This window comes from Hallerella succinigenes (genome assembly GCF_002797675.1).
GTDB classification, from domain to species: domain Bacteria; phylum Fibrobacterota; class Fibrobacteria; order Fibrobacterales; family Fibrobacteraceae; genus Hallerella; species Hallerella succinigenes.
In genome coordinates, this window is the sequence record NZ_PGEX01000001.1 from 2,453,781 (window position 1) to 2,469,842 (window position 16,062).

The window sequence follows — 16,062 nt, forward strand, 5'->3', positions numbered from 1 at the left end:
CGCATGAAAAAACTGCTCGTAGTCTTTTTGATGGTGCTCCTCTGTTCTGCGGAAGCCTTTGCGCAGCCGATGGTGATTACTGTCGACGAATCGATCAGCCGGAACTCGTCAAAAAGTTTGGCGCTTGCAATCGGAGCTTCTGTTTTGCTTCCGGGACTTGGCCAGCATTACTTGGGCGAACAATCCTATGCGAAGGCGTTCATTTGGACGGATGTGGCTCTTTGGGTAGCGACTTTTGGCAGCTACTATTTTGGAGAACGTCAAATTGCGAGCGCGCGATCCTATGCCTCCCGTTATGCGGGAATTTCGAATCCGCCTTCGAGCGAAAGCTTTTTGAATTTGATGGCGGATTACCGCAGCCGTGGCGGTGTCGATGGCGAAAACGCCAATCCGGATTCGGATGAAGATTACAACCAGGCGATGCTTCGCAGCGGAAAAGCGATTGATGAAGATTATCCTTACGACGAAGAGCATACTTGGAATTGGGGATCGAGCGATAATCCGGAAACCTCTAGGCACATGGATCATTACAGCGACATTTTGCGCAATTACCGTATCTCTCGCATCGCCTTTCAGATTTCGATTGGAGCCTTAATTTTGAATCGCGTCATTTCTGTTCTTGACGTAATGCGAATATATCGTTCGACTTCGAGCAATCTTGCCACGGTAGAACCTCGCCGTTGGAATGTGTTCCCGGAATTTCGTCCGGAAGGCCCTGGCGCTACGTTCCTGATTTCTTTCTAAGACAAACAACTTTTTATATGTAAAAAGTGTTGTAAAAAACAAAACGGTAAATTTCCAATTTCTGACACACTTTTCGGAGCCTTTTGTTCTATTGGGGGAGTCGCCTTCGGCTTGGGGCGTCTTTTTTGTTCCAGCTCTGAAACTTTGGAATGCTAAAAAAGAAAAAACCACTCAAGAAGAGTGGTTTTTGAGAGAGCGGGAAAAGGGACTCGGACCCTCGACCCCGACCTTGGCAAGGTCGTGCTCTACCAACTGAGCTATTCCCGCAGGGGTGTCCCAAGTATAGAAATAAAATGAATCTCCTCAAAGGGGTTCCCTAAAAAAATTCACTTTTTTAAAGAAATTTTCGACGTTAAAAAAGAAAAAACCACTCAAGAAGAGTGGTTTTTAAGAGAGCGGGAAAAGGGACTCGGACCCTCGACCCCGACCTTGGCAAGGTCGTGCTCTACCAACTGAGCTATTCCCGCGAGGACACGCCAATAATAACTATAAAAAATCGGAGTGTCAAGGGCAGAAAAGAGGGAAAATGAAAAAAAATGAATTTTTATTCCTCGTCCGACCTGTTTTCTTCGTGAACGTCGGGATGCATGAACTTTAAGGCGTACACGACCGTTTCATGGCTCTTGCCTTTGAGTTCAAAAGTTCCCTTGGGCAGCGGATGGTAACGGCCCACGTTCGGCAAGGCTTCTAAAAGTTCTTTGGAAATCAGGAATTCTTCACCGAGCATTCTGCAAAGATCCTGCAGGCGGGATGTCGTGTTGATGGCGTCGCCGTGGTAAGCCATTTCACTGCGGAAGTTGCCGACTTCGGTCATGGTGACCTTTCCCCAGTGGGCTGCGGCCTTGAAAGTGGGGTAGGCACCGAATTCCGCGCGGAAGCGGCGACGTGTGCGGAAGAAACAACGCTTTAAGTCGCCAAAGCAAAGTATAGGACGGGGATTTTTACGGCAGGCGGAAAGCGGCCAGGTCAGGTAGACGCCATCGCCTGCGATCTGGTAAATGTCGCCGCCGTTTTCTTCGCAGCAGTTCGACAGCAGTCGGTAGTATTCTTTGAGGAATCGGCTGTATTTGATGTGTCCCATCTGTTCGGCGAGGTGTGTCGATTGGCTAAGATCCACGAACATAAAGACGAGTTCGACTTCGGTCGGGTTCTGGGTCTTGCCGAGGACCGCGTTGAGAAATACGTTGAGACCGAACTTCTTGTTCACGGAACGGATGAACGTGATAAAGAATCCGCAGAGCACGCCGTAGATGGCGAAGGACTGGACAAATGGCAGTTGGAAAGCGTCGCGGATCGATTCTATTCCCTGCTCATCGATCAAAAATCCATCCTTGTACCAGTTCTGTACCAGAATGCAAAGCGTGATATCGATAAAGACGACGGCGATAAAATACCAGAGACGAATGAGGAAGGCTCCGATAATCGGACGGGGGTCCTGATCGTCGTGAAGAACGATCACGTCGTAAACACCGTGCGAAAGCCCCGTCAGAATCGAGAACTGGAGCGCGTTCATGAAAAGGATCGGATCAAGCGCCTGGGGCGTGCCGTAAAAATGGAAATAGCAAAACAGCAAACTGAAAAAAGTCCAACAGCCTATGTAAAAGGCGATGGATTTGATTTTTCTCTTTTGAAGTCTTGTACTGATGATTGCCATAAGAGCCTTTAGTGCAAAAATAAGGGGAGGCTCCACAGCATCAAGGCAAGGAAAATTTCCTTATAGGAAGGCCCAAATAGAAGAGCGGAAACAAGAGCGAGAACGACCGACGACAGCAGAAAAAACAGGATGGAAGGCATCCTTTTTTTTAACAAGGCTTTGAATTTTGATGGAACACTCACGTGGTTAATATATATTCGCTTTGGATGAACGGACTTTATATTCACGTCCCTTTTTGTGCAAAAATTTGTGGCTATTGCGATTTTGCAACGGTCGCGAGTTCTGCACGCCTCTTTCGCGAGTATGTGGATTTGCTGTTGCGGGAAGCGGCAATTCGTTTGGACGAAAATGCGAATTTTGCGAAAGAAATTTCGACTGTCTATTTGGGTGGAGGAACTCCGTCCGCGCTTCCGGTCGAAGAATTGTCGCGTTTGGTGCAAGGTCTTGAAAACCTTGGAATTCATTTGAAGGAAATGCGCGAAGTCGATATCGAATGTAACCCGGAATCCTCTTCAGATGCCTTTTTGGAAGAGGCTTATCGGATCGGGGTGACGCGTTTTAGCCTTGGAATCCAGACCTTTGACGATGCGCTTTTACAGGCGATTGGGCGCAAGGGCTCAGCGGCGGAGAGCCGAGATGCGCTTTCGAGAATTTTGCGTTTTACGCAAAAAAACGGGCTTCATGCGACTGCGGACCTTATGTTTTGGCTTCCGGGCCAGACGCTCGAACGTTTTGAAAAAGATGTGACGGAACTTGCGGAATCGGGCATTGGACATGTGAGCTTTTACGGTCTCACGCTGAATTCGCATACGGTTCTTGGCAGGCGCTTTGAAAAGGGGGAAATCGCCCTCGACGAAGATCTTTACCCGGCGATGTACCAAAGCGGCGTAAACATTCTCAAAGAACATGGGATTGAGCGCTACGAAGTCTCGAATTTTGCGAGAAAAGGCGAAGAAAGCTTGCATAATCGCAATTATTGGCTGCGGGGCGAATATTTGGGCCTTGGACCGGGCGCTCATGGATTTATCGGCGATAAACGCATGGCGACACCGGGAAGATATCTCGCTTGGAAGCGCTGGGTGGAAGCGGGCTGTCCCGAAGCTCAAATGGAAGTCGATTTGCTCGGAAAAAAGGAACGCGTGGACGAAAAAATTTGGCTTTCGTTGCGCACCCGAGAAGGTCTGGATTTGCAATCCCTTGAAAGAGAAGAACTTACGAAAATTCCTGACGAAAAAATCCAGCGTTTTGTGGACCAGGGATACCTCAAAAAGAGCGGCTCTCGCGTATTTCTCGTCGGAGATGGCTGGCTTTTGATGGATTCCATCGTGGAGAATCTTTTGCCGGAATGAGATTTTTGGCGGTTGCAAAAATCTTACATTGTAAATATCTGAGTACATTCCTAAATATTTGGTTTATCTTTATAATAAGAAAGAAACCTTTCGGGCGTTGCTTTGTGAGAATCTAATATGTTTCGTTGGTTCTTGAATTTTGTATCCGTAAGGATTTTTTGTGTCGTTGCTTTTTCGGCTGCGATGGTTTTTTCTGCTGTAGAATGCCCGGTTAAAGGCGCTTGCCGTTATTATTCCATTTATACGTCTCCGATTTCCTATTTGTGGACCGTTCCGGACGGTGTGGACACCTGGAATTCGGAGAGTGCGATTAAAGGCGCAAGCTTTTTGGTTTATGCGCCGAACGACACGCTCCTTTTGAATCCTTGTACAAAGGATTATTCGACGGGAAAAACGACCTGTTCGACAACGGATTCCCTTTCGCATCCGACGGCTTCGGTGACCGCCGATACGGTCAAGGGATTTGTCTATGTGAAGGCTTCTTCGCAGTTCCCGGCGACGCATATTCCGCTTGGAATGGCGGTCGATCCCAATGCGGAACCGGTGATTTTCCGCTATTACACGTTCTACGTGCCATATCTTGAATTTTCCTATATGAATGCGAAGGGCGATACGGTTGTGGTCGATGAAAAATCGGTTTTCAATCTGCCGGTGGATTCGTCTTTGACGGTCTTTGTGCGTTCGGTGATTCCAGTCGGTCCGGATTCCGGTTTGACGGATACGACGATCCACAAGCGTTCTTTTGCGCTGAATCCCAAGCGTGGCTCCGAAAATCTCGTGTTTACGACCTTGGCGGGGGATACGACGGATCAGGTCATTTTGCAAAAGGGCGTTGGCGCTTTCCAGATTCATGCGGTCTCTGCGGTTTCGGGTGGGGAATTTACGGCGAGCGGTTTGGTGAACCCGTCGGATTCCTCGTATTTTGTGAACGAAACCTTCCCCGGTTCGCTCGCCTTTGAGTATTCGGATTTGCCGTCCCTCGACAGCGCCTTTATTTACGATGCAAACGGTGACGGTGTGGGCGATAGTATCATCGCTTATCTTTCTGGTAAAACGCAGACGGTTTCTCTCGACAGCTTCTTTACCACCTGGCCGAACGGCAGCAAGCGCACACAGTATTCGGGCGATTACAATGTGAATGCCGAAGGGACGGTGCTCGAACTTTTAGACGTGAAGACATCCCTTGCCAAGGATTCCGCGACGGGTGAATTGATCGTGTATGTGACGTCGGAAGAGAGCGGTTCTGCGGCAGAACTCAGCACGGTTCTTCAGGACCGTATCGGTCCTGCCATTCAGGGAGTGACTCTCATCAAGGGTCAGGGCGAAGCTCAGGACACCCTCGTCATCGACTTCAACAAGGATTTGGACACGTCGTTTACAGAAGGCTCTGTTCTGCAACTTGCGAACGGCGAAAAAGTGACCGTGAAGGCGATTTCGAAGGACGGCTCCCGTTGGATCTTTACAACGGATCCGGGCACTGTAGAAGTCGGGGATTCGCTTTCGGTGGTCGTCGGACTTGGCGACTTGGGCCTTGTGGCTGCAGACGGTAATGTAGCGACTTACAACTTGCCTGCGGAAGTAACGAATGCGGGCCATGTGTATCTGTCTAATGAAAACAACGGTTTCTTTGATTCGGACGGCGACGGCAAAATGGATTCCGTGACGATCGGCGTAGACAGCCCGATTACGCAAGAAGAACTCGCCAATTTGAACTTCCAATTTTTCTGGCTCGATTCCGCAAAAAATGAAATGATCATCACTCCGGATCCGGAAGATTTGACCCTTTCCGAAGACGGCAAAATTATTTCATACAAGCTTTCGAAAAAGGAACAGGCGATGGTAATGCCGAACCTCACATCGATTGACGATCCGAATGCGTACGGCTATTCCGCAATGGAAAACATTACCGTCGTCAATGGAGATTCCAGCTCGACGATCCAGTATCTGAATATGAATGATCGTATGGCTCCGGTAATCACCTCCACTTTCCTCAATCCGGAATCGAGTAACGAAAAACGTCCGGACCGCTTGGTCATAACCTTCTCGGAATCAATCGATGTGAACGCGATCCGCAATCCGAACTTTATCGGCTTTGTCGTGGACGGTGATTCCGTGTACTTCGACTTCTCTTATGCAATCTGGAACGAAGACAGCTCGGAAGTTTCGCTGTTGCTCGGCGAAAATGACGATCTCTTGAACCGTGCAAATCCGAACGACTCCCTCTTCATCCATCCGTCCGCATCCTTTTCGGATAAGAGCGGTAATGCGGTCAGCGAAACTTCGAAGACCGTGACGATTGAAGGCGATCCGCGCGTGGTGATGGAAACGGCTTCGATGGTGGGTCTTGACCGTGTCGCTTTGGCAGATGACGGCCCAGAATTTACCGAACGTTTCTTCCCGGAAGGAACTTCGACTAAATCGGAAATGGGCAAGTCTTTGGGCGTGATGCTTGACGTCGCGTTCTCGACGATCTTTGCCGATTCTTCGGAAGGTGAACTGGATTTGGACAAGATCGGTTTGCACTGGTCGATGGAAATTTATACGAACACCGGATCCTTTGTGGCAAGTGCGAATAATAAGATTCTTTGCAGCGACGAGGATTTTGGCGGAAACTGCTTTGAAAATGCGAAAAGACTTTACTTGCGCTGGAATTTACGTGCGAATTCAGGACGTAAAGCGGGCGTGGGCGTTTATCTGGCTCAGTTCCATTTGAAGGTGTACGGAAGCAAAAATTCCTACACTTATGATAAAATTTTCAAATGGGGTGTCCATGGTGGAAAGAATGGGCTTGCTTTGGATGATTGATAGGAGGAATTGTTTATGTTGATCGGGAAAAAATTCATTGCCTTAGGGTGGCTTTTAGTCGCAACGGCGATCGCATTTGCCGACAGTTCGGATTCCGTGACTGTCAATACTCCATATAATCCGGCAACGGGTATTTGGATTCAGCAGGTGGGTGACCTGTATCCGTCGGCAAGTACAACGGAAACGGTTTATTACACCCGTTACAGCGCACAGCTGAGTGCAAAGTCGCTCGACTATTACTATGATGGTAACGGCTACTTGAAGCTTTCGAACAAGAAGCTCCTTTGCCGCACTCCGGGTGCCGACGGGATTGTACACCATCCGGATGGAGACTTGCTTGTGGCGGGTCAGGGCAACAATGCGGTCTATAAAGTGGACATGGATGCTTCGGATACGCTTACATCCGTTTGCGTGACAAAGACGGTCAAATCGGGCGTCGGTGCTTCGACTTATCACTTGATGGTGAATCCGGATAATTCCGTCCTTTGGTCTGCGGGTATTCCGGGTAACCTGGTGACGTATGCAATTGATTCGGCGACAAACGGTCGTTTGGAAAAGATTCGCCAGGTGAAGGTTTCTGGGGATATTTCGAATATCACGACGATCCTGTGGGATCAGACCGGTCAGGCGTTCTATACGCGTTCGAGTAACCTCGGTACCATTTCCAAGTATTCTTCTAATAACGCTCAGTTCGGTATGATCGTGGATACGGTTTGCGCTATCAATGCGAATCCATGCCCGGCTAAGTACATTACAGGATTAAAAACCAAGACTTTGATCGACTCGTTGAAGGGTGCTCATGGTGCAAGCTTTGACGAATATTCGAATACGATTCTTTTGTTCGGCGACTCCCATATTGTGCAGATCGATCCGACGACGAAAAAAGTCATTGCGGATGTGGACCTGCGTAAATATGTGTTCCCCGATAGTTTGATGACGGGTAGCTATTCGACGAACAGCGCTGAAACGAGCGGTTATGCAATTCGCGGTTCGAATGAAATCCGTTGGCTTTTGGACCAGGGCACGGCAGACCACAAGGGACATATCTTTGTGGCTTCCAACTCGGGTCATTTGATTTTTCTCGACTACACGTCCAATCCGAATAAACTGATCAATAACAACATTTTGATTCACGTGCAGTGGATCGACAACTACTTGGATGATCTTGCTCCGATTGCAGGTGCAGGTTCAAACCGTACTTCCGCAAATACGAGCGGCGGAACGATTCTTTCTTCGAATTCTCACTCCTCTTCGAGTGCGCCGGTTTATCACGAGTCTTCGAGCTCTGCGGTTTCTTCGAGTTCGAAGGAAAATTCTAGCAGTTCTTCGGGCGGCTCTAATACGCATTCCAGTTCAAGTGGTACATCGTATTCATCGAGCAGCGGCACTGGCACAGGCGACGATCCGAATTCATCGAGCAGCGGTACTGGCACGGGCGACAATCCGAATTCATCGAGCAGCGGCACTGGCACGGGCGACGATCCGAATTCATCGAGCAGCGGTACTGGCACGGGCGACGATCCAAAGTCTTCGAGCAGTGGCACTGGCACGGGCGACGATCCAAAGTCTTCGAGCAGTGGCACTGGCACGGGCGATGACGATGTGCCGGGCAGTTCGAGTTCGAGTGCCTCGGGCACTGGGGACGATTGGGTTCCGCCTTGGGTGAACGATTCGACTTTCTATGAGGGCTTTGATGATGAAAATACGGAAACGCAGGACGGTTCCGACGTCTATCCGACCAACGATAAGCGCGATAAGGGCGATACCTTGGTGACGGAAGGCTCGAAGCTCATTCCGACTTCTTCGGATTCTTCTTCGGGATTGAATACGGTCGTCATCAACGGCAATACCTATGTGACGGATTCGACGGCCTCTTCGACTCTGCTTCCGAGCTACGGTTCCGATACGACTTCGGCAACGGGCCGTGAAAATGTGAACGTGGGTGACGTTATCCAGATTACGCTTGATGCAGGCAAGATCAAGGAATATTTCGAAGATGCGGATTCGATTTTCGTGTCCGGCTCGGATGGCCTACTCTTTGTGGATCCGACGAATCCGAGCAATCCGAATGCGAATATCGCAGTCTCGGTCTCCGATTCGGACATTATGATTTGGGTGACGGCAGATACGGTCGTTTCTGTCGGCAGCATCTACTTTACGGATAAAGACGGTCACTTGATCATCTTTGACGGCATTAACTTCTACGATCCGATTCCGAAGGCGGAAACCGCATATATCCAGGATTCGGACGATGACGGTTTCTTGGATTCGCTCGAAGTGATTCTTGCAGATACGATTCCTGATGGCATGTCGGTCACGGGGCTTGCAATCGTCGTGGATGGGGACACCCTTGAAGTCAGCAGTGCGATTACGGTTTCGGGATCGAGAATCTACGCAAGCGCTGAAGGCCTTTCTCTGGAATCGGAAAAGTTCCCGGAAGATGCGCGGGTCATTGTAACCTATACGAGCGAAACGGGTTCCAATTACCGCCGTGATTCTGAACTTTTGCAGCTCGGCTCTCACGTGATCAAGCAGGCTTATGCAATCCGCAACCAGAATGGCCGAGACTCGCTTTTCGTCGAATTCAACATCGACATCATTCCGGCGGATTTGAACAATCCGGAGATGATCGTCTGGTTGAACGGCTTGGGCTTTGATCTCGACGAAGTCAGCGTTTACCTGCCGACGAAGAACATGATCATTCTCGTGGGAGATTCGCTTGGACTGAACGGTAGCACAGACTATGTGACTCTGGCTCCGGCGGCGACTTTCCACAATCTTTCGTTTATTGCAACAGCGGAATACGACCGTCAGGTTCCGGTGACGGTGACGAATCGTTATCCAGCAGCTACTTCGGTGCAGTACTACGATACGGATGGAGACGGCGCTCTCGATTCGATCTCGGTCCAGTTCTCTTCGAAGGTGACCGCGGAAGATCTCGAAAGCTTCTACTTCTCGTTCCCGTGGTACAGCTCTCGTGGGCTTTTGATTGAACTCCAGGCTCAGCCGAGAGATTTGATCTTGAGCGCGGACGGCAAGAGTGTCGGCTGGATTGTGAAGAGCAATGTGAACGTGGCTTCGAACCTTACGAGCATTAGCTCGGAAATTCCGGCTGCAACGCTTTACACGTACTATGACATTTTCGGCAATTCCTTTGTGAATTCCCAGACGATTTCGATCGAAGACAAAATGGCGCCTGTCATTGCATCGGCCACTCTCCATTACGGCGAAGAGTCGAAGCGCGATACGTTGACGGTGACCTTCTCGGAAGAGGTGGACTATTCTTCTCTGACGGGTAAGGACTTCTTTGCTTACATCCATGGCAAGGATACGATTGACCTGAATCCGGTGACGATTCTTTGGGCTTCGGATGGCAAGAGCGTTCGCTTGGTCCTTCGCGAATCCACGGATGGCATTGTGCCGGGAGACTCTTTGATGATCGTCGCTGGCGAAAAGTCGAAGATCTCGGATATCTACGGTAACGAATCGGTGGAAAATGCTTCGCCGGTCGTCATCGGAGGCTTGCTCGGCAAGATCGTGGAATCGGTGAACATGGGCTTCTTCGATCCGGAAAAGTATGTGGAGAACACGCTGAATTCGGTGTCGATCTCGTACGTTTCGAATCAGACGCGTACTTCCGATTTGCGTGACGAAGGGACGCTAGGACATTTGATTTCCCTCGGCGAACGCTTTGTTCCGCAGCTGATTGACGGCGCAAAGATCGATGCAGACGGCAATTACGACTCTTCGGTCCTCGACAGTATCGATCCGGCTGACGTGTTTGTGAACTTCAGCGTAAGCTACTTCGACAATCAGGGTCAGTATGTGACGGACACAACGTTCAACATTCCGTGTAACAGCCCTGCATTCGGAACGAATCAGAACTGCTTGACGACGGATAAGAAGGTGTTTGTCAACTGGAATTATAAGGATCACACCGGTCGTTTGGTCGGCGCAGGGGTCTATATTGTCCAGTTCAAGCTCGTTGTCCGCTACAAACAAAAGAAAATTCAGGAAGAAATGCGTGACAAGTGGGGCGTTCGTCGGAAAAAGAAGAAATAAAAATTCCCCTCTTTCCTATATTTCGGACATGCTTCAAATTGGAAAAACGGAATCAGCCTTGAATGCGGCAATCGAAAAACGCGGCGCTTTGTTCGCCGTGTTGCTCGACCCGGATACTTCGGACGATACAGCTCTCTTGAAAGCGGGCTCCATGGCTGCGGAAAACGGCGCAGACCTTTTGCTTGTGGGCGGCTCGTTCATGGGAAATTTCAAGTTGCCGGACCAGGTGGCGGCTCTCAAGAAAGAAGTTTCGCTTCCGGTGGTACTTTTCCCGGGAGGCGCTTCTCAGGTTGTGCCGGGCTTTGATGCCGTCCTTTTCATTACGCTTGTTTCTGGACGGAATCCGAATTACCTGATCGATGAACAGGTGCGCGGTGGCGTCCTCATCCGTTCTCTTGGCATGGAAGCGATTCCGACCGCTTACGAGCTAATCAATAGCGGAAAACCGACTGCGGTGGAATACATCAGCAATACTTCTCCGATTCCGGCGGATAAACCAAAGCTTTCGATGGTGCATTCGATTGCGGCGGAACTCATGGGCATGCGCTACGTGTATTTAGAGGCGGGTTCTGGCGCAGAATTGCCGGTGCCGGTGGAACATATCGCCTACACGCGAAAAGCGACGCAGATGAAGATTATTACAGGCGGTGGCATCCGTGAACCGGAAACCGCTCATGCTCGCGTTGCTGCGGGAGCGCAGATCATTGTGACGGGCACCCTTTGGGAAAAGGTGAAGGACCCGGTTCTGCTTCAGGAATTCGCGGCGTCAATCCACGTAAAGGGTTAACATTTTTTCTGTTAAAAGAGTATTTTTTCTCCGAAGGAACTTCCCCTCGGAGATTTTTTATGGATAAGAAAATTGTTTTGACGTATGGGCTACGTTTACTCGGTGTCGTTTTGGTTTTGATGTATTTCTTTGGACATCCTTTGCTGAATCGCATCTTCCCGGGTTTTCCGATCTCTTCGCTCAATTATTTCTTCTATGCGGGACTGCTCTGTTATTTGATTGGCGCAGTGCTTTATTACGTATTCAACCGAAAGACGTTGAAGAAGATGGCGAAGGGGAATGAGGACGAATTATGATTGAAGTGGAGAATCTCCAAAAGACGTATCACTCGGGATTTTTCATGCGTCCCAAAAAGGCGCTTACCGATGTGACCTTCCATGTGCCGAAGGGTGTCATCTACGGTTTTATCGGCCCGAACGGCGCCGGAAAATCGACGACGATCAAACTGCTCACAGGGCTTCTCCGTAAGGATTCGGGAAAGATTCTCGTCGCAGGCTTTGAACCTTCGAAGGTCGAAAGTCGCAAGCACTTAGGATATTCCCCTGAACAGCCGTACTTTTACGATTACCTCACCGGTCGCGAACTGATGCGTTTTTACGGACGCTTGTGCGGCCTTGATGGTAAGCCTCTCGAAGACCGCATCACGTGGGCGCTTTCGCTTTTGAATGCGGACAAGGATTGGATCGACCGCAGGCTGCGCACCTATTCGAAAGGGATGATGCAGCGCGTAGGCATTGCCCAGGCGATTCTTTCTAAGCCGGAACTCCTGATTCTCGATGAACCGATGAGCGGACTTGACCCGGTGGGTCGTAAGGATGTCCGTGAAGCGATCCTTTCCTTGAACAAGGAAGGCGTGACCGTATTCTATTCAAGCCACTTGCTTTCGGATGTGGAAACGATCAGTCATCGTGTGGCGATGGTCGTGGGCGGTAAGATCGTTCGCGAAGGTACAGTGGATGACATTACGTTGAATACTTCTGCGGAATATCACGTTCACGTGGCTGCTGACATTCCAGATGCGGATCTTCCGCAAGATGTGAAACCGCAGGGAACGACTCCGCGCGAATGGGTCTGCAAGAATGCAGAAGCCCGCGACCGCTTCATTGATTTTTGTCTCAAGTCTGGACTTCCGATTGAACGCATGGAACATCAGCGTCCGAGCCTGGAAGACGTTTTGACCGAGGAGATTGCTCGTGCAGAACATTAAGAATATTGGAATTATCGCGTTGAACACCTTCCGCGAATCCGTTCGAAACAAGGTGCTCTATAACATCGTGTTCTTGGCGATTGCGCTTGCCTTTTTTAGCATCTTGCTCGGCGAATGGTCTGTCTTTGACCGTGCGCATGTGATCAAGTCTACGACTCTCAGCATCATGTCGATTTCGGGCCTTTTGATTTCCGTCTTTGTGGGCATTAGCCTTGTACAGAAGGAAATCCAGGGACGAACCGTTTTGACCTTGCTTTCGAAGCCGATTAGCCGTGCGGTGTTTATCGTCGGCAAGTATCTTGGCCTTTTGGGAGTGATTGCGGTACACCTTGCCTTGCTGACCGTGGTCTATTACGTGATCCTTGCACTGACCGGTTCGAATCCGACGCTTTCCCTTTTGAACGCGGTGTATTTGATTTTCTGGGAAATGGCGATTGTCGTTGCCGTGGCGCTTCTCTTCTCGACCTTTTCGAGTCCGGTGCTTTCAGCTCTTTTCACAATCGGCATTTACATGGCTGGACGTCTTTCCAATGAACTCATGGAACAGGTGAACTTTGTGCGCCGCGTGGGTGAAATCGAAGGCGGTCAGGGTGTGGTTTTGGAAAAGGTGGCGAGCTTGATTCACGCGGTGTTCCCGGGTCTTTACCGTTTTGATATTTCTGCCTATGTGGTGCATAACGTTGCGCTTCCGACTCATTACATCTTCTGGAATAGCTTGTATGCTCTGGGCTATATCGGAGTGTTCCTTGCGATTGCCAGCTGGTGGTTTAGCCGTAGGGATTTCGTATGATGACAAAAAACCAAATCATGGCCAAGGTCCTGTTCTCGAACAATTTGGTTTCGGAACGGCAGATTCAAGAGTATTGGGGTAAAATCGATGCGTCGCACGACCTCGGCGAACTCTTGCTCGAAGCTGGGATTCTCGATCAGCAGACCTATGCTGCGGTTTCGCAGTATGTCCAGGATTTGGAAGTCAAGCTGAAGGCGGCGGAAGAAGCCAAGGCTGCACAGACAAAACAGGAACAGGCAAATCCTGCATCTTCTGCATTTGAACGCCCGAAGGCGGCCGCTCCGAAGCCCGCGCAGAAACCTGCTCCAACGTCGAAACCCGCTCCAGTTGCAGAAGCTCCGAAGACGGATGCAGAAAAGCCTCTGGCTTTGGAAGGCAATAATCCGTATGGGGAATCCACTGCGACAAGCGTTCAGATTGAAAAGGTCGAAGGCTTGGAACAGACGCGCATTGCCCCGGTCGCCATCGCCTCTGCAGAAGAAGAACTGATGGCAGACGACAAGCCTGTGGAAGAGGCTTTGCCGGACCGCTTTGAAATCGAAAGCGGGGAAGGGTCGATTGCTGTTCCGAGTCAGCTAACGAATGAAAATTCTCTCGCCGAAATCTTGGCGTTTGCCAGAAATTATAAAGCGACGGACGTTTATCTTTCGGCAACCGCTCCGATCGCGATGCGAGTCTGCGGCTCGGTCCATTACGTGAACGAGAATCCGTTTGATGCTTCGCAACTTTCGAAACTGCTTTCCGAAGCCAAGCTGGGCTTTGCGGATGGATACGAACCGGTTGTCGGGGTGGATTTTAGCAAGTCCTTTGCTCTTGCCGGTGCAGGCCGTAACCGTTTGACGGTCACGTGGAACGATACGATTCCTTCGCTTGCCATCCGTGTGATTTCGGCGGAATCAATCCCGCTCGATAAGCTTTACCTGCCGCCGTTCTGTGCCGATTTTTTGGATTTGCCGCACGGCCTTGTGTTGATTGCAGGCCCTTCGGGAAGTGGGCGTTCGACGACGATTGGCGCCTTTGGCGAAGCTCTTTCTCAAAAGCGCTTTGTCCTTTTGGAATCCATAGAAAAGCCGGTGGAACGTTTGCTTTCAAATGGGAATGGCATGACGGTGCAGAAGGAAGTCGGCTTGCATGCAAAATCCGGTGTTTCGGCTTTGCACGATGCTGTGCAGGCTGGGGCGGGCGTGATTCTTTTTGACCATCTCGAAACGGTCGATGAACTTTGGGCTGCTTTGCAGGCCTCTTCGGCAGGCGCGCTCGTGTTTGCTGTGGCTGCCGGCAATGATGTTTACGGTTTGCTTTCTCGCTTGCTCAGTGCGGCTGCGGATCGTGAAGATGAGCTCGCCGCAGCTCTTTCCGATGAACTGAAGGGAGTCATTGTTCAACACTTGATTCCGGTGATCGATAATCAGGATCAGGTGCTCGCTGTAGAAGCGTTGAAGGTGACTTTTTCGATTGCGAATTTGATCCGTCGCAGGGAACTGATTCAGCTTCCGTCTGCGATTGCGGCTGCCAAGAATTTGGGACTCAGCTTGGATGATTCCTTGCAGAACCTGGTGGAATCCGGTTATATTCGCGGGGAAGACGCCTGGCAGCGTTCTTTGAACCGTCGCCGTTTTGCGGCATACCGTCCTAAGAAGTAAAGGAGATGTGAGCATGGCGAATTCTCTGGATACGTTTTTGAATTATGCGTTGCAGATTGGCGCTTCGGATTTGATTTTGGCGGAAGGACTTGTGCCTGCTGTGCGTATTGCAGGACAGGTGCGCATGATTCCGGATGCTCCCAAATTAGAGTTCGGCGATTTGGAAAACTTTTTAGGTCCGCTAGACGGAGAAAGCGGCGCTTTTCGCGGTGGCCCGTGGGAAAATATCGAATGGCGCGTGCGCTATTCACGTGAAGCTTTCGGTAAGATGGCGACATTGCATCCGATTGGCTTGGACGCTCCGATGCTCGCTTCGCTAGAGGTTCCGGATTCGGTGACGAGCCTGCTTGGCGCCTGTTCGGGAATTGTTCTGTTTGCAGGTCCGATGGCGTGCGGTAAGACGACGACGGCTTCGGCTTATGTTTCGGAACTTTGCACAAAGAAGGTTCTCCGCGCGAGCTTCCTCGATCCTCTGCCGGAATACAAAATGCAGACCGGTCAGAGCCTTGTCAAAAAGAACCGCGCACATGTATCGCTTGTCGATGAAATCGCCCAGAACGTTCTTTCTGGAACCGACCTTTTCTGGCTCGGAGATCTGCAAGCGGAATCCTGCGTCCCCATGCTCAAAGCCGCAGAATCGGGCGCGCTGGTCGTCGCCACGGTCAATGCAGGCAGTGTCAAGGACGTTTTGACGTATCTGCTTTCCGCAGAAACCGCGGAAAATAAAAAGCTCGCCCAGACGCTTCTCGCCGCAAACTTGAAGGCGATTGTCACGCAAAGGCTTATCCTTTCTGCAGACCAGACATCTCTTGTTTCGGCGTGGGAAGTGCTTTACAACGACACGAACATTGCACCGCTCATTCACGCAGGCGAATATTACAAGGTTCCTCAGGCGATGCGTTCCGCTATTTCGGAAGGAATGCTCCCGCTCGACGATTCCTTGCTCGCACTGGTGAAGGATAACCGCATTACGAAGGATGCGGCTCGCCTTTACGCGGTCGATGAATCGCACTTTCTGTAG

Annotated in this window: 11 protein-coding genes and 2 tRNA genes; 10 read left to right on the forward strand and 3 right to left on the reverse strand. The window is 50.3% G+C overall.

Annotated features, from left to right (window positions below; genetic code table 11):
• Positions 1-3: 3 nt before the first annotated feature.
• Positions 4-744 (forward strand): hypothetical protein, encoded by a 741-nt coding sequence (locus tag BGX16_RS11240; RefSeq protein WP_146139420.1) that lies wholly within the window; start codon positions 4-6, stop codon positions 742-744.
• A gap of 194 nt (positions 745-938) precedes the next feature.
• Here the strand turns inward: BGX16_RS11240 and BGX16_RS11245 are convergent.
• The 3 genes from BGX16_RS11245 to BGX16_RS11255 all read right to left on the reverse strand — a co-directional run bounded on the left by BGX16_RS11245 (position 939) and on the right by BGX16_RS11255 (position 2,398).
• Positions 939-1,011 (reverse strand) — tRNA-Gly (locus BGX16_RS11245).
• A gap of 127 nt (positions 1,012-1,138) precedes the next feature.
• A tRNA-Gly gene (locus tag BGX16_RS11250) sits at positions 1,139-1,211 on the reverse strand.
• Positions 1,212-1,288: 77 nt separating this feature from the next.
• Positions 1,289-2,398, reverse strand: coding sequence for an adenylate/guanylate cyclase domain-containing protein (locus BGX16_RS11255; RefSeq protein ID WP_100426113.1), 1,110 nt, complete (start codon positions 2,396-2,398; stop codon positions 1,289-1,291).
• A gap of 182 nt (positions 2,399-2,580) precedes the next feature.
• On the opposite strand from BGX16_RS11255, the gene hemW reads away from it, so the two are divergent.
• The 9 genes from hemW to BGX16_RS11300 all read left to right on the forward strand — a co-directional run bounded on the left by hemW (position 2,581) and on the right by BGX16_RS11300 (position 16,062).
• Positions 2,581-3,747 carry a radical SAM family heme chaperone HemW gene (gene hemW / locus BGX16_RS11260; RefSeq protein ID WP_157798004.1) on the forward strand — a complete coding sequence of 389 codons (1,167 nt, stop codon included), beginning with the start codon at positions 2,581-2,583 and terminating at the stop codon, positions 3,745-3,747.
• Positions 3,748-3,930: 183 nt separating this feature from the next.
• Positions 3,931-6,552 carry a hypothetical protein gene (locus BGX16_RS11265; RefSeq protein ID WP_157798005.1) on the forward strand — a complete coding sequence of 874 codons (2,622 nt, stop codon included), beginning with the start codon at positions 3,931-3,933 and terminating at the stop codon, positions 6,550-6,552.
• A gap of 15 nt (positions 6,553-6,567) precedes the next feature.
• A complete protein-coding gene (locus BGX16_RS11270; RefSeq protein WP_157798006.1) occupies positions 6,568-10,614 on the forward strand; it encodes a hypothetical protein in 4,047 nt (1,348 codons plus the stop codon).
• A gap of 28 nt (positions 10,615-10,642) precedes the next feature.
• Complete coding sequence (locus BGX16_RS11275) at positions 10,643-11,401, forward strand: phosphoglycerol geranylgeranyltransferase (protein WP_100426117.1); 759 nt, start codon at positions 10,643-10,645, stop codon at positions 11,399-11,401.
• Between the two features lie 59 nt (positions 11,402-11,460).
• Complete coding sequence (locus BGX16_RS11280) at positions 11,461-11,697, forward strand: hypothetical protein (RefSeq protein ID WP_100426118.1); 237 nt, start codon at positions 11,461-11,463, stop codon at positions 11,695-11,697.
• Positions 11,698-11,741: 44 nt separating this feature from the next.
• Positions 11,742-12,608, forward strand: coding sequence for an ABC transporter ATP-binding protein (locus BGX16_RS11285; RefSeq protein ID WP_241899549.1), 867 nt, complete (start codon positions 11,742-11,744; stop codon positions 12,606-12,608).
• Positions 12,595-13,398, forward strand: coding sequence for an ABC transporter permease (locus BGX16_RS11290; RefSeq protein WP_100426852.1), 804 nt, complete (start codon positions 12,595-12,597; stop codon positions 13,396-13,398). The genes BGX16_RS11285 and BGX16_RS11290 overlap by 14 nt, the downstream gene beginning before the upstream one ends.
• Positions 13,395-15,041: an ATPase, T2SS/T4P/T4SS family gene (locus BGX16_RS11295; protein WP_157798007.1), complete on the forward strand. Its 1,647-nt coding sequence runs from the start codon at positions 13,395-13,397 to the stop codon at positions 15,039-15,041. Before BGX16_RS11290 ends, BGX16_RS11295 begins: the two co-directional genes overlap by 4 nt.
• Positions 15,042-15,054: 13 nt before the next feature.
• Complete coding sequence (locus tag BGX16_RS11300) at positions 15,055-16,062, forward strand: ATPase, T2SS/T4P/T4SS family (protein ID WP_100426121.1); 1,008 nt, start codon at positions 15,055-15,057, stop codon at positions 16,060-16,062.